Source organism: uncultured Microscilla sp., from assembly GCF_947493425.1.
Lineage (GTDB): Bacteria > Bacteroidota > Bacteroidia > Cytophagales > Microscillaceae > Microscilla.
Map to the genome: position 1 here is coordinate 1 of NZ_CANLRP010000087.1, position 20,194 is coordinate 20,194.

General features: G+C 42.8%; 13 protein-coding genes. 10 read left to right on the top strand and 3 right to left on the bottom strand.

Annotated elements, in window-relative coordinates:
• Positions 1–332: 332 nt before the first annotated feature.
• Entirely contained in the window at positions 333–1,121 is a 789-nt protein-coding gene (locus Q0954_RS20180; RefSeq protein WP_299459495.1) for a hypothetical protein, read from the bottom strand.
• Positions 1,122–1,547: 426 nt separating this feature from the next.
• Here Q0954_RS20180 and Q0954_RS20185 point away from each other — a divergent pair, with 426 nt between their 5' ends.
• The 4 genes from Q0954_RS20185 (at position 1,548) to Q0954_RS20200 (ending at position 9,395) form a co-directional block, all read left to right on the top strand.
• Positions 1,548–2,192, top strand: a complete 645-nt coding sequence (locus Q0954_RS20185) for a TetR/AcrR family transcriptional regulator (RefSeq protein WP_299459496.1) — start codon at positions 1,548–1,550, stop codon at positions 2,190–2,192.
• 288 nt (positions 2,193–2,480) lie between these two features.
• On the top strand, positions 2,481–4,913 hold the full coding sequence (locus Q0954_RS20190) for an ABC transporter substrate binding protein (protein WP_299459498.1): 2,433 nt from the start codon (positions 2,481–2,483) through the stop codon (positions 4,911–4,913).
• Positions 4,914–5,011: 98 nt separating this feature from the next.
• Complete coding sequence (locus Q0954_RS20195) at positions 5,012–6,100, top strand: efflux RND transporter periplasmic adaptor subunit (RefSeq protein ID WP_299459500.1); 1,089 nt, start codon at positions 5,012–5,014, stop codon at positions 6,098–6,100.
• Positions 6,101–6,317: 217 nt separating this feature from the next.
• Complete coding sequence (locus tag Q0954_RS20200; protein ID WP_299459503.1) at positions 6,318–9,395, top strand: efflux RND transporter permease subunit; 3,078 nt, start codon at positions 6,318–6,320, stop codon at positions 9,393–9,395.
• Between the two features lie 604 nt (positions 9,396–9,999).
• Here the strand turns inward: Q0954_RS20200 and katG are convergent.
• Positions 10,000–12,198: a catalase/peroxidase HPI gene (gene katG, locus Q0954_RS20205; protein ID WP_299459507.1), complete on the bottom strand. Its 2,199-nt coding sequence runs from the start codon at positions 12,196–12,198 to the stop codon at positions 10,000–10,002.
• Between the two features lie 685 nt (positions 12,199–12,883).
• Between katG and Q0954_RS20210 the strand changes: the two genes are divergently transcribed.
• The 3 genes from Q0954_RS20210 (at position 12,884) to Q0954_RS20220 (ending at position 16,007) form a co-directional block, all read left to right on the top strand.
• Positions 12,884–13,366: a low molecular weight protein-tyrosine-phosphatase gene (locus tag Q0954_RS20210; RefSeq protein WP_299459510.1), complete on the top strand. Its 483-nt coding sequence runs from the start codon at positions 12,884–12,886 to the stop codon at positions 13,364–13,366.
• Complete coding sequence (locus Q0954_RS20215) at positions 13,359–14,225, top strand: fructosamine kinase family protein (RefSeq protein ID WP_299459513.1); 867 nt, start codon at positions 13,359–13,361, stop codon at positions 14,223–14,225. Before Q0954_RS20210 ends, Q0954_RS20215 begins: the two co-directional genes overlap by 8 nt.
• A gap of 594 nt (positions 14,226–14,819) precedes the next feature.
• Positions 14,820–16,007, top strand: a complete 1,188-nt coding sequence (locus Q0954_RS20220) for a leucine-rich repeat domain-containing protein (RefSeq protein ID WP_299459516.1) — start codon at positions 14,820–14,822, stop codon at positions 16,005–16,007.
• A 226-nt stretch (positions 16,008–16,233) separates the two neighbouring features.
• On the opposite strand, the gene Q0954_RS20225 is transcribed toward Q0954_RS20220, so the two are convergent.
• Positions 16,234–16,557 carry a DUF3276 family protein gene (locus Q0954_RS20225; RefSeq protein ID WP_002703808.1) on the bottom strand — a complete coding sequence of 108 codons (324 nt, stop codon included), beginning with the start codon at positions 16,555–16,557 and terminating at the stop codon, positions 16,234–16,236.
• Positions 16,558–17,015: 458 nt separating this feature from the next.
• Between Q0954_RS20225 and Q0954_RS20230 the strand changes: the two genes are divergently transcribed.
• The 3 genes from Q0954_RS20230 to Q0954_RS20240 all read left to right on the top strand — a co-directional run bounded on the left by Q0954_RS20230 (position 17,016) and on the right by Q0954_RS20240 (position 20,191).
• The gene (locus tag Q0954_RS20230) at positions 17,016–17,846 is read left to right on the top strand and encodes an SPOR domain-containing protein (RefSeq protein ID WP_299459520.1); all 831 of its coding nucleotides are present in this window, start codon (positions 17,016–17,018) and stop codon (positions 17,844–17,846) included.
• A gap of 475 nt (positions 17,847–18,321) precedes the next feature.
• On the top strand, positions 18,322–19,248 hold the full coding sequence (locus Q0954_RS20235; protein ID WP_002703804.1) for a DUF58 domain-containing protein: 927 nt from the start codon (positions 18,322–18,324) through the stop codon (positions 19,246–19,248).
• A gap of 4 nt (positions 19,249–19,252) precedes the next feature.
• Positions 19,253–20,191, top strand: coding sequence for a CPBP family intramembrane glutamic endopeptidase (locus Q0954_RS20240; RefSeq protein ID WP_299459527.1), 939 nt, complete (start codon positions 19,253–19,255; stop codon positions 20,189–20,191).
• Positions 20,192–20,194: the final 3 nt, after the last annotated feature.

The window sequence follows — 20,194 nt, forward strand, 5'->3', positions numbered from 1 at the left end:
GAGCGAGTACCCTGAGTATATCGCCAAAATGAAAGAATGTATAAAAACGCCCGAAGACCTCAAAGAAATAAAACGTGATTATCCTAAGATATATTCGTTTATGGCACAAAAAGCATACAAGTTGGGCAAGAGGTTGGAGAAGGATTTATTGGGCGAGTAGGGGGTGTTTTACCTTCTTTACTGGGTCAAGCCTTCCGCAGGGCGACTTGAACGATGGATTAGTAGAAGCCTGAGGACTTATCTGCGAGTGCAGCCTGACCCAAAAACAAGCGCCTTTGATTTGCTACACAAGCAAAGCTTGTCTTATAAGAATCTTACACTAATTAAATGAGTCAGGAAGCCTTAGAAAAACTTGCCTGAACAGCAGTTTTCATACCTGCTAACAATGCCTCATACTCTTGCCAAAAATCATCTTCTCGTGATGGGTCAAACTCTGCCCAAATACTATCTCCTTTATGTTGATAAGCCTGTTGTGCATCATACAAGTCAGCATTGTTTATATGGGCTATAAAGCTTTTTGCAAACGCTGCTAGTTCACTCATCATTTTTTTGAGTTTGCTCGCGCTTTGTTTAGACTTTTGACGAAAATAGGTTCTGTAGGAAGCATTGAGGGATGCAAGATTATGATCTATAAAGTGTTTTTGCTTCGCCAACAAAAGCCTCATTTCTTTTTCCAAGCCCCTAAACCCTTTTATCTTTTGGTGAACCACCTGCTTAGTCAAAAACCATCGTTTTTTTGTTAAAAAAAGTTCTGCTTTGTTTTTTTTATGATCAAAACGTTGCCTAATAGCAACCAGTGTATTATCCATAGTTAGCCATTGAGCACGTAACTTGGAAGCAATTGTATTCTTTACTGCTACGGGTTGATGTTTTTTGGTTGGGATGAGGTAATCTCTGCAAAATTCTACAAGCAAAAAAGGAAGGTTAACCAGCAAAGGGGAAAATAGTAATAAAAGAAAAGACTTCCAGTTCACTGCGTCGGTATTGCCAAACATCAATACAAGGAAAAATGCAACTACAGAAAATATATAAATGGCAGGGGTAGCACCTCTCTCCCATATATTCTCAGAGTTGGCGCCAAAAAATAAGGCACAGTTTATTACAATCATTATTTCAATCATAGTATTTATAAGTTTGATTACTTTTATTGCAGTATACGATCAAGCCTACACAGTTGTTTATTTGTTGTGTTGAGGGCTGGCACTGCTCAAACCTCCCTAAGAGCTTAGCCACAATAGCAGTGGCTCTTGTTGAGTTTGCCAAAATAAAACATTTGTACACCCGTACTAAAAATACTCCTTTTCACTAAATTTCTCTCCTATTTCACTTCCTTTTTCAAGGTTTTTTTGTTAAAAGTTCAATTTTTTTATTGTATTTAGTACACTTATACTAAAAAAGCTTGCTTATAAAGTTTGTATATACTAATTTTGTCGTATTAAAATAGAAAACAGCCGATAAGCTGTTATTTTTTTGCTTATAATTAGTACAGTTATACTAATTGTAAAACATTCAACCAATCAGTTATACTAATTTAGAAAACAAACACTATGAGCAGCGATACCAAAGAACGTATTCTTGACAAAGCCACTGAGCTATTTAACGAGCAAGGCATTACCAATACCAGCATTCGCAATATTGCCGATGCGCTGGAGATAAGCCCAGGTAACATTACTTACCATTTCAAGAGCAAAGAAGAGATTGTACAACACATTCAGGAGCGTAATTTTCAGAGTATACAATCGGTGCTTGCCCAAAGCGAGCGGGTAGGGTTAGAGCATTTTGACAAAATATTGGACACGGTAATGATACAACAACAACGGAGTCGTTGTTTTTTTTCTGATACCATGGATTTGGTGCGTAACTACCCTAGCATTGCCCAAAAGCTTGCCCAAAACATAACCAAAAATCTTAAGACAGCGAGGGTACTTTTTGACTATTACATTGGGCGGGGCTTGCTGAAACCCGAACGTACCGAAGGGGCTTACGATCAGTTGATTCACTCTATATTGCTGGTGTGTATATCGTGGCTGAAGCACCAAACCGTAATGGCTACCAATGATGTACATTTTTCGGAAGAGTATTTTCTAGGAATGCTTCGAAGCATGTTCATTCCTCATCTGACCGAAAAGGGGCTGAAAGAATATGAGGCTTTGCATAGAGAAAAGGCATCAACGAATGACCATAAAGTTTAAACCTTGGCTAAATGGTTCTATGGTTTCGCGATGCATTGCATAAGAGCTTGTTTAAATTTTCGCATTTAGCGTGATTTTCGATGAATTTTGTTCTCAGATGCGTTAAATTTTGAAGGAATAGCCGGGCTATTGCAGATAAATTTAACAATATATGAGGGCAAAATTCGCGTAAAGTGCCTATTAGGTGAATTTTAAACGAGCTCTAATTATTAACGCTAATTTTTTTGTGACTAAATATATACATCAGGCGACAGATTAGATAAAATAATGAAAAGACTAAAAAACATAATGAATCAATATCATAGGTTTTCCATGAACAAATTTGAGCTGTCAGGCTTGTGGTTGTTAATGCTGGTGGCATTGCCCATTGGCCTGCAGGCGCAAAATAAAAAACCGTTGACTATAGGCATAGTGACAGACGGTAAATGGGCAGGGAGCGAGCGTTTTGTGCAGGCGTTACAAAACGAAACGCAGGCATTGCTCAAAAACGAATATGAGGTATCATTTGCCAAACAATATACTTTGCATAGTCAATGGACAGCCAAGTCAATTAAAAAGAATATTGCCCAACTGATGCAAAATCAGGCAGTAGAGGTAGTAGTGGGGGTAGGTCCGGTTACCTCGCAATTGTTGGCAAACCAAACCAACTACCCCAAGCCCACCATTGCGAGTACTGTAGTAAATCCCGAACTGCAAAAGCTACCCTTAACCAAACAAAATACTTCTGGAGTCAAAAACTTTACTTACTTGGTGTCGCCTTATGCACCCAAGCGCGACTTAGAAGTTTTTCATCAATTGTATCCTTTCAAAAAAGTGGGGATTTTGTTATATGACGAGATACTGAAAGCGATGCCTTTTGTGAAAACTTATTTTGAGCAAAAGACCCAACAGATGGGGGTACAATTTGAGTTGATTCCGACCAACACCAGCGCCCGCCAAGCCCTCGCCAACATAGGCAAAGACATAGATGCAATATACTTGGGGGCTATTTTTAGAATGTCGTCCAGTGAAATCCAACAATTGATCCAAGGCATTAACGATCGAAAACTGCCTTCGTTTGCCTTATTGGGCACACCCGACGTACAGCGCGGAGCAATGGCAGGCATAGCGCCTCCGTCTAACCCCAAACGCATTAGTCGCAGGGTGGCGCTCAATATTCAACGCAGTGTGTCGGGTGAAAACCCCGCCAATTTTTCGGTGAACCTTTCATTTAAAGAGCGTTTGGTGATCAATATGGCTACAGTGCGTACCATTGATTACTACCCTACCTGGAGCCAGTTGTCAGAGGCAGAACTCATCAACGAAGATAAGCAAAACATTGCCCGAAAGGTAAACCTGCAACAGGTAGCAGAAGAAGCCATCAAAGCCAACCTGGAGTTGAAAGTGGCTCAGCAAGACGTGGCAAGTGGTTTTACCAATATCCGCAATGCCCAGTCGAACCTACGCCCTAGAATAGAGGTGTCGGCATCGGGGCGAATGATAGATAAAGACCGGGCGGCGGCGAGCTTTGGCAACCAACCCGAATATGCTACCATTGGATCAGTGTCGTTTACTCAGGTGTTGCTTTCGCCCAAGGCCCAAGGCAATGTGCATGTGCAACGACAGCTGCAACAAGGGCGCGAACACCAACGCCAGCACACCCGACTGGATGTGGTGCTGCAAGCTACCCAAAGTTACCTCAATATACTGAGAGCAAAAACGCTGGAAAATATTCAAAAAGATAACTTAAGACTGACCCGTCGCAACCTGGAGCTGGCACGTACCCGCAAGGCAGTGGGGTATTCGGGTCCTTCAGACTTGTACCGTTGGGAAAGCCAAATTGCCTTGACCAAAAAAGACTTGATTGACGCCCAGGCGCAGCTTAAGCTGGCAGCCATCAACTTGAACCAGTTGCTCAACCGACCTATCAACGAGGAGTTTGTGGCAGAAGAAATTAACCTAAAAAACAGCTCGTTGATTGTGGCTAATCCTGCAATCTTTAACTACATAGATAACCCTAAAAAATACCAGGTTTTGGCTGATTTTTTGGTGGAAGAAGGTATTCGTAACTTGCCAGAAATCAAGCAGTTAGATGCAGCCATTGCCGCACAAAAAAGCCTGCGTTTGCTTACCCGTCGTCAAAACTACACGCCTACTATAGCCTTACAAGCAGGTGCCGATTATTTGTTTTATCGTGGTGGTGAGGGGGTAGGCGCTCCTTCTATTGTGATACCAAGCGCAGCGGGTAATGTTAACTTAAGTGATAACTTTTCGTCGCCCGACAAACTCAACTGGCAGGTGGGAGTGAAGGCGTCGTTGCCCATTATCAATGGCGGTCAACGCAGGGCAGAACTCCAAAAAAACAATATTGAAATTTTGAAAATGGAGGCACAAAAGCAAGACTTGATTCTTAAGCTCAAGCAGCGCATTATGGCGTCGTTGGCGCTTACGCGAGCGGCCTATAGTAGCATTCAATTGACCCAAGCGGCCGAAAAAGCAGCAAGTAAAAACTTTGATTTGGTGCAAGATGCTTACTCTAAAGGTGTGGTGTCTATCATTCAGCTCATCGATGCTCAAAATGCCGCCATCAAGTCAGAGCAATTTGCCTCTAATGCAGTGTATGAGTTTATCATTCAGTTATTGGCATTGGAACGCGCCAAGGGTAGTTATTATTTTTTGGCTCCTGCCGAACAACAACGCGACTATTTTAACCGATTGGAAACTTATTTTAAAGGAAATTAACAAAAAGCCTCGAGCAATAAGCTTTAAGCGGCAAGTTTTCAAGGCTTTGCCATTACTTGTCGCTTGAGGCTGGACGCTTACGGCTAAACAGATATTCAATGAAAACAACATATTATATTTCACTGCTTGCGCTGACCTTGTTTGTGGCGGCTTGTGGCAGCAAAAAAACAACGAAGAAAGAGGTCATTCGCCCAGTGCGTTACCAACAAGTGTACAAATCGGGGGGCAAGAGTAGCCGTACTTTTTCGGGGGTGGCACGTGCCAGTACCGAAACCCGCCTGAGTTTTAAAGTATCGGGAACCATTCAGGTGCTCAATGTAAAAGTGGGGCAGAAAGTAAAAGCAGGGCAGTTGATTGCCTCGGTAGATGCGGCAGATTATGTGCTGCAATACGAAGATGCCAAAGCGTCGTTGCGTAATGTAGAGGCGCAGATGCAAAATGCCCAATCGTCTTATAACCGTTTACGCCAATTGTACGAAAATAATAATGCGTCGCTGAGTGATTATGAAAAAGCAAAAACGGGGTATGAATCGGCGAAAGCCACGGTAAACTCTATCAAAAAGAAAATTGCCCTGGCGCAATCTCAAATCAATTATACCAAAATAGTGGCGCCCCGCGATGGGGTGGTGGCAGAGGTATTGGTAGAAACCAACGAAAATGTGTCGCCAGGCAGACCTATAGTACAGCTGGATTCAGGCAAAGAGCTGGAGGTGAAGGTAGACATTCCAGAGGTGTTTATTGCCAAGGTAAAAAGCGGTGATACGGTGCAGATGAGGTTTTCGGCGCAGCCTCAAACTCTGTATAAGGGCATTGTACACGAGGTGGCTTTTACGGCTTCGCGTGGCAAAACTACTTATCCGGTAACGGTGAAGATTTTGAACCCTGACCAGAATATGCGCCCAAGCATGACTTGTAATGTAACGTTTGTATTTGACTATGGCACTGCCTCGCCCAAGATGTTGGTACCTGCCATTGCGGTAAGGCAAGATGTACAGGGCAAACGCTATGTGTTTACGGTAAAAGATGCCAAGGGGAAAATTAGTGAAGTAGTAAAGCAGGTGGTGAAAGTGGGAGATTTGACTGAAGAAGGCATCGAGATTATGCAAGGACTCAAAGAGGGCGAATTGGTGGTAACGGCTGGGGTGAGTAAGCTCAAAGATGGGCAAAAGGTGAAGTTAAGTCAATAGTCGGTAGTCAATAGTCGGTAGTCGGTAGTCGGTAGTCGGGAGTCAGTAGTTGGAGGCTTTATAGCCCTTAGCTTTAGCTTGCACTACTTGTGGTAAATTGTACAAATTTGCAAATATGAGAAAATGCAAGCTATAATTTAACTACGCTCGACTCCTTAGTCTCGCATAGTCACAATGGACTACCGACTCCCAACTTTGGACTATTAAAACTAAAATTATGAACATAACAGAATTATCTATAAAAAACAGCCGGATTACGATTGTAATTTTGCTGGTGATTTTACTGGCGGGTTTTAGCACTTTTACCAAAATGCCCCGCGCCGAAGACCCTGGTTTTATTGTAAGGGTGGCAAGTATTGTGACAGTGTTTCCGGGGGCAAGCCCCGAACGGGTAGAAATGCTGGTATCGGACAAACTAGAGAAGGTAATTCAGGAAATACCTGAACTCAACTTTGTTGAAAGCACTTCTAAACCTGGGGTATCTATTATTAAGGTAAATATCAAAGAAAGTGAAAAAAAACTGCGTCCTATTTGGGACAAACTTCGCCGAAAGGTAAACAAAGCGGTAGCAAGTGGCGAGCTACCCGACAACATCAGAGGGCCGCTGGTAAACGATGAATATGGCGATGTATTTGGGATTATTTTGGGCATTACGGGCGAAGGTTTTGATTATGCCGAAATGAAAAAGGTGGCAGACGAGGTACGCGATGAGTTATTGCGCTTGCCCAATGCTTCGAAGGTAGAAATTTTTGGGGCGCAAGAGGAACGTATTTTTGTGGAGTACAACAATACCCGTTTGGCTGAGCTGGGGCTAAGTACTTATATATTGCAGCAAAACCTGGCGTCGCGCAATATCATTATTCCAGGCGGGGAGATTACAGTAAACAATGAGCGTATTTTGCTGGAGCCTTCGGGCAACTTTGAGTCTATAGAAGACCTCAGGAAAACGGTGATTACTTTGCCCAAAACCAATGAAGGTATTTATTTGGGCGACATTGCCCATGTGTACAGGGGGTATATAGATCCGGCGCGTTCTAAAATGAAAGTGAATGGAACGAAAGGGCTTGCCTTGGCGGTTTCGCTGATAGAAGGCGGCAATATTATAGATTTGGGCAAAGATGTAGCGCAAACAATGACGCGTTTGCAGCAACAATACCCCCACGGGATAGACTTTAGTACCATTGCTTACCAACATACAATTGTAGACAATAAGGTAAATGATTTTGTGAATAACCTGCTGCAAAGTGTGGCGATTGTATTGGCGGTGATGTTGTTGTTTTTGGGTTTCAAAACTGGGTTTATTGTGGCAAGTTTGATTCCTATGACTATGATGTTGAGTTTGTTGCTCATGTCGTTTATGGGCATTGGGCTCGACCAGGTATCGCTTGCCTCGCTGGTGATTGCCCTGGGAATGTTGGTAGACAACGCCATTGTGATGTCGGAATCGATTATGGTGCGGATGGAACAAGGCGAAAAGCCCATGGATGCGGCGCTGGCTTCAGCTAAAGAGTTGAAGGTATCGTTGCTTACTTCATCGCTTACTACTTCGGCGGCATTTCTGCCGATATTTTTGGCAAAATCGAACGTGGGTGAGTTTACTTCTTCTTTGTTTAAGGTAGTAAGTATTGCTTTGCTCAGCTCGTGGGTGCTTGCCATTACTATGATTCCGATGTTGTGTGTGTATTTCTTAAAAGTAAAACGCAAAGACCCCAACAGCGGACAAAATACCCGTTTTCAGCAATTATACCGCCGCTTTTTGTTGTTCAACCTTAAAAGGCCTGCCTTGTTTATAGTGAGCCTCACTATAGTATTTTTGGGTTCAATGGCTACTTTTAAATATGTGCCCAAGATCTTTTTTCCTCCTTCTGATCGTAATTTGGTGACAGTGCAACTGGAAATGCCCGTGGGCACCGCCATAGACAAAACCGAGGCAGTGGTTGATCGGTTAGAAAAATACATGAAAGACTCGCTACGGGTAAATGCCCAACGCAAAGAAGGCATTGTAAACTGGGGTGCCTGGATAGGCGAAGGAGCGCCCAAATATGCGCTGAACTATAACCCCGAAACGCGTAGCTCTGAGGTAGCTTATTTGTTGGTTAATACCACATCGGGCGACAATACCCGCGAAATTTCGGACAAGATAGACGCTTTTTGTTTTGCTCATTTCCCTGACCTGAAAGTAAAGGCAAACCCCATTAATATGGGACCTCCGGTGCGCGACCCGGTAGAGGTGCGTATTTCGGGCAAAGACCCCAAAAAGATTTTTAAGATTGTAGATGAAGTAAAGGCAAAAATTGCCAGTGTAAATGGTACCCGTAACATTTCGGATAATTGGGGGGTGCGCACCAAAAAACTGGTAGTAAAGGTAAACCAAGCCAAGGCTCGAATGGCGGGAGTAACCAGTCAAGACATTGCCATATCATTGCAAACCGAGTTGAGCGGGTTCAATACCAGTGAGTTTCGCGAGGGTGACCAAACCATTCCTATTACGATGCGCACCGTGGCAAGCGATCGCCAGGATCTGAGCAAACTCGGAAACCTGAACGTATACGCCCAACGATCGGGGCAAACGGTGCCGCTGAAACAAGTGGCAGACTTGGTGCTTGAGTGGCAGCCCAGTAAGATTATCCGACGCAATCGTTTCAAAACGGTATCGGTCACGGCTGCCCTAGAGGGTGGTTTTACTGCCAAGGGAATCGTAAGTGAGTTGGTGCCTTGGCTCAAGGCACAACAAAAAACCTGGGACTTAGGCTATTATTTTGAGATTGGTGGGGCACCCGAAAAGTCAGACATTGCCAACAAGTCTATCACCGAACAGTTGCCCATTGCCGGTTTTATCATCCTTATTTTGCTGGTAGGGCAGTTTAACTCTATTCGCAAAACTGCCATTATTCTGATTGCCATTCCGCTCGGTTTGGTAGGCGTAGTGTTGGGGCTATTGGGGGCAGGTTCTTACTTTGGTTTTATGACTTTGCTGGGGGTAATCTCGCTGGCGGGTATTGTGATCAACAACGCCATAGTGTTGCTTGACCGTATTCAGCTTGAAATAAACGAACTGGGTAAACCCCCTCAAGAGGCAATTATTGCGGCGGCTCAACAACGTTTTCGCCCTATATTGCTTACTACAGCCACTACTGTATTGGGCTTGTTGCCGTTGTGGTTTGGTGGTGGGCTCATGTGGGAGCCTATGGCAATTGCCATTATATTTGGGTTGTTGTTTGCCACGGTGCTTACCCTGGTTTTTGTGCCTGTAATGTATAGGGTATTGTTTAGGGTGAGTTATAAGGGGTTTTAAGAGTCAATGGCTCTGACAAGGTTCTAGGTACGCCTTGTTCCATAAGCAACTACACTTTTATATCACGTTGATTTTCAATGATTTATAAAAGGCGTAGTTAAAAGTCGATGGTCGATAGTCAATAGTGGTTAATGATTGATTATTAAAAAAATAGGTGCGTGAGCCATCTGTGACAGGCTAATGCTTAAGCTTTGTTCATTAAAAAAAACAAACGCGTGAGCCATCTGCGACAGGCTAAAGCTAATGGCTAAAGGCTTTGTTAAGGAGACAACATTGAACTAGCGACTAAAAAACTAAAAGAAAGTATAAACTGAAAATTTGGCATGGAGATGATTGACCGATAAAGGTGCTTGTTTTGGTGGGGTTGTTCTGATTACACTAATGAGGAACAATATGTATCGTACTCAATTTTGTACTATTTATGATTGAATCAAGCCAACCCCGAAAAATGCTTTAAAGGGAATGATTTGATATGTCAAAAAAACACGGCAAAATGCCTCTCAGTTTGAGAGGTTTTTTTGTTTTGGGGTAAAAACAAAAACAGCCTGTCTCCAGGCTGCTTTTGTATAATGCTCATTGCTCTTAGCTTGGTGCTACTTACATGCTACGCCAAGTCAAAGCGGTCAAGATTCATCACCTTGTCCCAGGCAGCTACAAAGTCTTTGACAAAACGTTTTTCAGAATCACTGCAAGCATATACTTCAGCAATGGCGCGCAGCTCAGAGTTTGAACCAAAAATAAGGTCTACCCTGGTGCCTGTCCATTTTACTTCGCCAGTGGCACGGTCGCTTCCTTCAAACACGTCTTCTTTCTCTGAAGTTGCCTTCCAGGTAGTGCTCAGGTCAAGCAAGTTTACAAAGAAATCGTTGGTGAGTTTTTCGGGGCGTTTGGTAAATACGCCATGTTGCGCTTGTCCAGTGTTGGCATTGAGCACACGCATACCACCCACCAATACTGTCATTTCAGGGGCAGTCAAAGTCATCAGTTGCGCCTTGTCTACCAGCATCTCTTCTGCCGATACATTATAACTTTCTTTTTGAAAGTTGCGGAAACCATCTGCTAAAGGTTCAAGTACAGCAAAAGACTCAACGTCGGTTTGTTCTTGCGAGGCATCGGTACGTCCTGGAGTAAAAGGTACATCAATGTTATGCCCAGCATCTTTGGCGGCTTGCTCAACAGCTGCGCACCCACCTAATACAATCAGGTCGGCAAGTGATACTTCTTTGCCAAAGTCTTTTTGAATGTTTTCCAGCTTAGTCAAAACAGTATCAAGCTCTGCTGGTTCATTGGCTTTCCAGTTTCTTTGGGGGCTTAGTCTTATCCGTGCTCCATTGGCTCCTCCTCGTTTGTCTGACCCACGGAAAGTAGCTGCTGAAGCCCAGGCTGCTTTTACCAGCTGGGGTATTGACAAACCTGAAGCTAAAATTTTATCCTTCAAGGCAGCCACGTCTGACTCATTGATTAGTTCGTGGTTCGCCGCTGGAATCGGGTCTTGCCATAGCAAATCTTCGGCAGGCACTTCTGGTCCAAGGTAACGCGACTTGGGACCCATGTCGCGGTGGGTAAGTTTGAACCAGGCGCGGGCAAAAGCGTCGGCAAACTGATCAGGGTTTTCGTAGAAACGACGAGAGATTTTTTCGTACTCAGGATCCATCCTTAAGGCAAGGTCGGTAGTGAGCATAAAAGGGGCATGGCTTTTTGATGGGTCGTGGGCATCGGGCACCAAACCTGCTCCTGCATCACCTTTGGGTTTCCACTGTTTAGCTCCTGCGGGGCTTTTAGTAAGCTCCCACTCATAACCAAATAAGTTCTCGAAAAAGTTATTACTCCATTGGGTGGGTGTAGTAGTCCAGGCTCCTTCCAGTCCACTCGTAATTGTGTCGCCACCTTTACCAGTGCCAAACGAATTAGCCCATCCCATGCTTTGCTCAGCAATGCCAGCGGCGGCAGGCTCTACCCCTACGTGTTCAGCGTCACCGGCACCGTGGGTTTTACCAAAAGTGTGTCCTCCGGCAATCAAAGCCACAGTTTCTTCATCGTTCATTGCCATACGTCCAAACGTTTCGCGGATGTCTTTGGCAGCCGCTATAGGGTCACCGCTGGCATCGGGTCCTTCGGGATTTACGTAAATAAGCCCCATCTGTACTGCGGCAAGAGGGTTATCCAGTTCACGGTCACCTTCATAACGTTGTTCACCCAGCCATTCTTTTTCAGAGCCCCAGTATACGTCCTCTTCGGGCTCCCACATGTCTTCGCGTCCTCCGGCAAAACCAAAGGTCTCAAAACCCATAGACTCAAGGGCACAGTTTCCGGTAAGAATCATCAGATCTGCCCAGGAAAGTTTTTTACCATATTTTTGCTTGATCGGCCAAAGCAATAAACGGGCTTTATCCAGGTTGGCGTTATCAGGCCAGCTATTGAGCGGAGCAAAGCGCTGCATGCCTGTTCCTCCTCCTCCGCGACCATCGGCAATACGGTAAGTACCTGCACTGTGCCAAGCCATCCGTATAAAAAACGGTCCATAGTGTCCATAATCAGCAGGCCACCAATCCTGAGAGTCAGTCATCAAATCTATGATGTCTTTTTTTACTGTGGCAAGGTCCAAGCTTTTAAATTCTTCAGCGTAGTTAAAGTCCTCATCCATAGGATTAGATAAAGAAGAATTCCTACGTAGCACACTTAAGTTTAGCAGATTAGGCCACCAGTCTTGGTTTCTTGTGCCCGCACCTGCGGCTTGATTGAGAGCACCATTGAAAAATGGGCATTTGGTTTCGTCGCCAGAAATAGTTCCGTTATTATTCATAATGCGATTGGTTTTGTTTTTTGATCTTGTTGGGAGTGAATTTAAGAAAATAAAGGAGGAATTCATGAAATTAGCTATCTATTTAAATTATTTTGCAATAGATAATATCTATAAGTAGCACTAAAATCATTGATGAAAACGTTTAGTAAAGCGGAAAAAATAAGATGTGCCAATAAAACAAAATATTTGTTGAGTGGGCGAGTCAAAAAACCTTTGCATAGCCTAAGCTATGGAACTGTTTTTTGAGGAAGTCCACTCGGCAAAGGTACCGTTTTATGGCTCAGATTATTTTTGTAGGTTTACTTAGGGTATATTTTGAGGAGAATGATGATTGGTTATCTAAAAAGGCTGTGAAAACAGCATCATTGAAGGGGGGAGAAAGTTAGCGCAGGCATACCAAGCCTTGAGGCTTGTATAGAAGAGGGAAAATACTTGCTTAAACAATGCTTTGTCCATAGTCCATCAGGCGATGGTCGATAGTGGCTGACGCATGTATAAAATCTCTACTAAGGAAACAGCATTGGGCTATCGACTAAAGTGCTCCACAACTTTCAGCAAACCAAGGCTCAAGAAAGCAGTATTGTGGCCACAATGGACTAGCGACCATCGACTAATAAATAAATCATCCCAACATTTGGAGTACAGCGTACATTGATACTATTTTGCCAGAAAAATAACCAACTTTATGATGACAAAAGTACTATTTGTATGCTTGGGCAATATATGCCGATCGCCAATGGCAGAAGGTGTTTTTATTGATCTGCTAAAACAACACAACCTCAGTGACCAAATTTATTGCGAGTCGGCAGGTACAGCGGCTTATCATACAGGTGAGTTGCCCGATTCGCGAATGCGTGACACTGCCCGCAAACATGGCATAGAACTTACCAGTAGGGCACGCCAGGTAGAAGCGCAAGACTTGCACGAGTTTGATTATGTGCTGGCAATGGACCAATCGAATTATAGAAATATTATGCAATTGACGCAAGAGCCCGAAAGCATCAAGGCGAAGGTGATGCTCATGCGCGACTTTGACGAGCAAGAGAAGGGAGGAGAGGTGCCTGATCCTTATTATGGTGGACTCGATGGCTTTGAGAATGTATACCAGATTTTGAAGCGGTCGAACGAAAAGTTTTTGGCGTCTATTCAGCAAAAAGTAGATGGTTAATCGTTCAACTACTTTTTTTGAACAAGCCCTTTTAAAGAGCCTGGGCAAGCCTGTCAAGGTAAACCGTTACCAGTCTTTGAGCGGGGGCAGCATCAATCAGGCGGTAGCATTGCACACAGTGGAAGGCAGTTTTTTTCTGAAATACAATGCCCAAGCCCCCGCCGATATGTTTGCCAAAGAAGCCCAAGGGCTGGAGCTTTTACGCCAAACCGGGGCACTTGCCTTACCAGAGGTGCTAGGAGTGGGGCAAGTTTTTTTATTGCTGGAACTGATGGATGCACATCAACGTATTCCTGACTTTTGGGCAGACTTTGGGCATTCACTGGCGGCGTTGCATCGGCACTCGGCACCACAATTTGGACTCAATCACGACAACTATATAGGCAAGTTGCCCCAGCCCAATACATTGACCAAAAATGGCATGGAGTTTTTTATAGAGCATAGGCTCAGGCAACAAACCAAGCTGGCGTATGATACTGGACAAATCAACCAAGCATTGTGTAGTCAATTAGATACGCTTTATGCCAAACTACCCAAGTTATTGCCCCACGAGGCACCCGCCCTTTTGCACGGCGATTTGTGGTCGGGCAATGTGATGAACAATGCCGAAGGACTGGTGACTTTGATAGACCCTGCGGTGTATTACGGTTTGCGTGAAGCAGAGCTTGCTTTTACTGAGATGTTTGGGCGATTTGACTTAAGCTTTTATGAAGCATACCATCAGGCTTTTCCCTTGGAGCCTGGCTATAGCCAAAGGGTAGATTTGTATAATTTGTATCCTACATTGGTGCATGTCAACTTGTTCGGACAAGGCTATGTGGAGGCGTTAAAGTCGGTAGTGAGGCGGTTTGTGGGGTAGCTTCTAAGCAGGGCCTTCTTATAAAAAATGAGGAATGGATTAACTACGAACCGACCGAAGGGAGCTCTGTGAAGCTAATTACAAATTGGTCAATTACAAATAAGGAATTGAGGCTGTAGTCAATACTTCGCAGTGATTTTAGTCAAAGTTGTTTGCGGGTGATTAGTTATTGATAAATTTAAAAACTATTTAATTGGGTGTTTAGGCGTAAAACCGAAACACTTTTAAAAATAAATCGAGTACGCAACCTTAGGAATTGTTCAAAAATAAATTTACACTCTGAGGGGTGATTTTTCGCCTTGATACTTCGTTATTTTTATTGCCCGTAGCGCTGCTATGGGCGCAAAAAATAGCCTCGTCTCAAAACAAAACCTCTACCTCAAGAATGGTAATTTAATTTCTCACCATTCCTTAGGAATGGTGTAAAAATAAATTTCTATAGTAACGCTAAAATATTTTGTTGCTAGACGCGGCACGGCAATATCCAGTGGATGTTGAGCGAGCTTGAGGGAAGGTTGGCTAATAGCAGCGCTATTCGGCTATTTTTTAACAAAGTATAGCCTCAAAAGATGAGATTAAGAATGTAAATTTATTTTGGTACCATTCCTTAATATAAAATACTGGTTTATAGCATTTGCTTGCGACTTGTCGCACCGATATGCATCGGTATCCAAGGACTTGAAGCTTGCCCCTGTCAGGGCTATGGACTATTGTTATAATAAGAGGATGAATATGCAGGAAAATGAGCAGAAACTAGTAAAACTATTGCAAGACGATGACAAGCAAAATGTGGCGTTAGCTTTTCAGCTATGTGTGGGGCTTAAGGGGCAATACAGCCCACAAGTACAACAAGCCCTGCATCAACACCCAATGTTATGCATTAGGCATGACATAGAGCAAGCCCATACCCAAAGTATTACTCACCTGAGTGTATACCCCAACAATGTAGCATACCATATCAAAGACAGTCGGCTCAAGGTTATTGACTACCAATCTGTAGCAAGTTACCCTCATCAAGAGGGGCTTCCGCCCGAAATATGGCAAATGACTCAATTAACCGCACTTGACCTCAGTCACAATGACTTACAGGTATTGCCCGAAGAAATCCTACAGCTCAAAAACTTACGTTTGTTGTGTCTGGAGAGCAACCCCAACTTAGACTTAAAAGATGCCTTTAGAAAAATAAAAAAAATGCAGTCATTGCGTAGCCTGGAGCTTTCACATATCAACTATAAAAACCTACCTATAGAGATACAACAACTCAGGCACATCAAACAACTTGGCATTAACTTTAGTCATTTTATGGATGAAAAAGACACGCTCAAAAAAATAAGCCATCTTGCCAAACTCGAAAGTTTATACCTCCATTCCTGCTCGTTGTTCGATTTACCCAAAGAGATTAGCTTGCTCAAAAGTCTCCATACCTTGTCGCTCGAAAACAATGAACTTGACGAATTTCCGGCAGAACTTGCCCAACTGCCCCAGCTAAAGAGGCTATCGCTCCGGGACAATCAACTCACCGAATTGCCTGATCATATTGGGGCACTCAAAAACCTGGAGATGTTATGTGTAGAAAACAATGCACTTGAGTACATTTCGGGGCAAATAGGGCAACTCACTCAACTAAAGGAAATTTATTTGGCGGGAAATCAACTCACAGAGCTGCCGTCAGAGATAGCTCAACTTGAGCAATTGCAGGTAATAGATATTAATATAAACCCAGTGGCAGCGCAAAGATCAGATTGGGCGCATAAACACAAGGACACAAAAAAACTCCTGTAATTTTGGCAATTACGGGAGTTTTTTCTGTTAAGTGATCTGGAAAAAATAAGATGTGCCAATTTAAGAAAATATATTGTTCTCAGACGATTCAAAAAAAACGGTGCATAGCCAAAGCTATGAGGCTTTTTTTTTGAGAAGAATGAGGGCAATAGATACACTTTAATGGCTCAAATTATTTATGAAAGATCACTAAAGACTAAATGGATACCTACATATAGTAAATATGTTAGTCCCAACTCAACTTTTCTTCGTCGCTTGAATTGTCATCAAACTGCGAAAAATCAACGTCAGGTAGAAGATCAGTTTTCACATACTCGACTGATTCCTTCAACGCCTCAACAAATTTGTTGAAATCTTCTTTGTATAGAAAAATTTTGTGCTTTTCATAGGTATAACTACCATTGTCACGATACCTTCTCTTGCTCTCTGTAATGGTAAGGTAGTAATCGTTGGAACGAGTAGATTTGACATCAAAGAAATAAGTCCTTTTCCCCGCTCTTACTCTTTTTGAATAAATTTCGTCTCTTTCTTTTTCTTTCTTATCTTCCACTTTGTCTAAATTTTAAAGTTGAATGTTAAGTAAAGTTATAATATTATTCTTTCTAACAAAAACGTTTTGAATAATAAATTAACATTTTATATTGATGATTCAAATAAATCTGGAGTTATCATATTAAAATATTTTTGCCCAAGTAACAAAAGTGACCAGCAAAAAATATTTTTTCGTTTTAGAGATCATTTCCTTCTCAGCAATCTATTTAAAACATTTCACCTATTTTTATTAAATATGTTTTCTATTTTTGTAAGGGATAACTCAATCATTCATTTTGTATTACCTATGGCTTGGCAGAGAGCTAATTGGCTCTACTACAGTAGGTTATGTAAGTATAAGCTTTTTCCGGCAAAATTTATGGCTGACTTTGAGTATATTTACCCTCACAAAGTTCTAAAAACTCAAAAAGCACTGATCACTTTTCAAACTCGTTTTGAGGAGAATAATTAAAAATTATGTATAATCAAACAAACAAAAGATGGCATAACCGCTATGATGCAACTGCGATAAAAAAGGCCTTATGCTTCGTTTTTGTATCGATGTATGTTTTTGGTGGTTTCTCAAAATTATACGCTCAGAAAAGCTTTATCCAACGGGGTATTGCTTCTTATTATACCGACCGCTTTGACGGCAGAAAAACAGCCAGCGGCGAAATATTTGATAACCGTGAACTGGTGGGTTCTCACAAAAAGCTGCCTTTCAATACGATGGTCAAAGTAACCAACCTTGCCAACAAACGATCGGTGGTTGTACGCATCAACGACCGGGGACCTTATGCTCACGGGCGTATCATAGATGTGTCTAAGTCCGCCGCCAACCTGATCGGTTTATACGCTACCGGGACTGCCAAAGTGCTCATACAGGCAGTGGGTAGAGACGGCGTGGTGACCAAAGAAACCCCTAAAAAAATAACCCCTATCTCAGCAAAGAAAATTACGACCACTGTCAATACCAACTCAAAAACCACCAGGGCTTCGGTCGAAAAAGATTTTAAAATTGGCAAAACTTACGATGCGGTTGGATTCGAAAAAACACCCCATGGTTATGGAGTACAAGTGGCTTACTTTACCACTTTGGCAAGCGCCAAAAAGCAATGCGGCGAGGTAACAGGTGCCACCAACATACAAGAGGTATTTATACAAGTGGGGTGGGACAATAAAAAACAGCGCAAGATTTATCGGGTGATGGTAGGCTCATTTGCTAACAAAAGTGCCTCTTCGCTTACCCAAAGACAGCTCAGGCGAGGAGGATTTAAGGGCTTTTTGGCGCGGCACCACCTAAAATAGTCTCTTTAGTTGGGTTTAGGAAAAACGATCCAATAATTAGCCGCTTTTAGGGGTTTTGTAGCCGTTGCCTGTCTATAAAATTGCAGACTCTCAAGCTTAAAAACTATTTAATTACGTGTTTAGGCGTAAAATCCAACGCCTTTGAAAAATAAAGTAAGTAAATAACTTTTAATGTTACATGGATTAATAGGGTAAATGTTTACTCGAATCTGCTTCTAATTGTTAAAGTTGTAAATCTTTGAAAATGAGTGTCTTACAAGCTTGGTGGTTACCTGTGAACCGAATCTATTTCTAAATCCCGATTCATTTCATCGGGGCAGCTTGCTATGATGAGCTCAACGGAGGAGGGAGCACCAATATATATCGGTATCTAAGGACTTGCGGCTTGTCGCACCGATATGCATCGGTATCCAAGGACTTGAAACTTGCCCCTATAGGGGATTTCTATCTTTAAAAAACAAACCATCATACATATATGTCAAAACAGCAAGTGATTACTGGCAACAACCTGGGCAGTATCAAAGAATTTGGTAACATAGAGTTTTTGGCTCGCCAAATGGTAGAAGGTTTTATTACTGGTTTGCACCGATCGCCTTTTCACGGCTTTTCGGTAGAGTTTGCCGAGCACCGCCTGTACAATTCGGGCGAAAGCACCCGTCATATAGACTGGAAGGTATTTGCCAAAACAGATCGTTTGTATACCAAGCGCTACGAAGAAGAAACTAACTTGCGTTGTCAGTTGCTGATTGATGTATCGCCTTCGATGTATTACCCTGCCGAAAACAATGGAAAAATCACCTTTAGCATTATGGCAGCGGCAGCGGTGGCTTATATGTTACAAAAACAACGCGACGCGGTGAGTTTAGGCACTTTTTCGGACGACATAGAGGAGCATACCCAAACCAAGTCTACCCCCTCGCATATTCACAAAATATTTACCCTACTAGAGAATTTGTTGCACCGCGAAAAAACCGAAACCAAAACCTCGGTGGCGGATGTACTGCACAAGATTGCCGATAAAATAGGACGTCGTGCCCTGGTCATTATTTTTAGCGATATGTTTGATAACTCTGAACAGGCAGACCAACTTTTTTCGGCATTGCAACACCTTAAGCACAACCGCCACGAGGTAGTGCTGTTTCACGTAACTGATAAAAAAACCGAACAAGAGTTTGACTTTGACGACCGCCCACATGAGTTTATAGACCTCGAAACCGGGCAAAAAGTAAAGCTGCAACCTTCGCAGATCAAAGATCACTATAAAAAACACGTGGCGACCTTCAAGCACGATTTAAAGCTCAAGTGTGGACAATACAAAATTGATTTTATCGAGGCAGATATTGCCGAGGGTTTCGAGCAAATCCTGCAAACATATTTGGTGAAAAGAAGCAAGATGAGATAAGGACTTGAAGACGATTTTTAAATACTTGCGCACCCACTACCAAAACCATTTTCAGTGGAAGCTTTACCTGTACTTTGCGTTATTAATGGTAGGCTGTTTTTATGTAAACTATACATTCAATTTTGAAACTAAATACATCAATCCGCCAGGGCGTTCGCATTGGTTGCGAATGCTGTCTTATGCATTGTTTTATGGGCTGGCATATTTTGCCATTGCCGTACCTCAGGCATTGTTGAGCAAAACCAACTACTTGCATCAGCGCGACTTTTGGCTGCGAAGTTTGTTCTTTTTAGGCATACTTAGCATTATGGCGGGTTTTTGGTTTTACCGCGACTGGATCAAGGCTTGGGTACAAGACTACAATTCACGCCGCTTTTTGTTTTCTTTGGGTAGCAACCTTAAGAGTCTGTTTACCATTTTTATTCCGCTTATTCTGTTCAAAAGATGGAAAGACCGCCAAGAAAATTCGCTCTATGGGCTTACTACCAAAGGTTTTGTAGCAAAACCCTACCTGTTGATGCTTGCTTTTATGTTGCCTCTATTGATTTGGGCGTCGTTTCAGTCAGGTTTTTTGAGCGCATACCCCGCGTTTAAGCCCTGGAAACGCCCTCCGGTTTTTGGGCTGACGAGTTGGCAAATGTTTGGGATTTTTGAGCTTACTTATAGCTGGGATTTTATCAATACGGAGCTTATTTTTAGGGGGGCGCTTATTATAGGCATGGCACGGGTAATGAAAGAACACAGTATTTTGCCTATGGTAGCTGTATATGCTTTGTTGCACTTCGAAAAACCTATGGCTGAAGCAATTGGTTCTATATTTGGCGGCTACATTCTAGGCGTTATTGCCCTGTATTCGCGTAGTATTTTTGGGGGCATTATCATTCACCTGGGGGTAGCCCTGTTGATGGATGCGCTGGCGATTGGGCAGTATTTTATGAAGTAAATG